Origin of the sequence: Pseudomonas sp. SIMBA_068 (assembly GCF_046534705.1) — a bacterium.
Taxonomy (GTDB): domain Bacteria; phylum Pseudomonadota; class Gammaproteobacteria; order Pseudomonadales; family Pseudomonadaceae; genus Aquipseudomonas; species Aquipseudomonas putida.
Window position 1 is genome coordinate 1 of sequence record NZ_JAWRYI010000430.1, and the last position, 275, is coordinate 275.

The 275-nt window shown below is 49.1% G+C and carries 1 protein-coding gene; it reads left to right on the forward strand.

Annotated elements, in window-relative coordinates; translation table 11 throughout:
- Positions 1-46: 46 nt before the first annotated feature.
- Positions 47-275: putative PEP-binding protein (locus SB756_RS29840; protein ID WP_410913190.1), on the forward strand; the 229-nt coding region annotated here is incomplete at its 3' end.

Genomic DNA, 275 nt, shown 5'->3' on the forward strand with positions numbered 1-275 from the left:
GAGGCGCGCAGGATTGACCGTAGTTGTGTGGTAAACAACGACGCGTATTCTTCATAAATACGCACCGCGCGCCTCTGCTCACGGCAGCCTGAAAATCATGATCCCGATGATCTCCTCAATGGAAGAGATCTTATGGGTGAAAGAAAAACTGGCGGAAGCCAAACAGCAACTGCGTAACGAACACATTCCGTTTGATGAGAAGATCCAGCTCGGCATTATGCTGGAAGTGCCGTCGGTGATGTTCATCATCGATCAATGCTGCGAAGAGATTGATT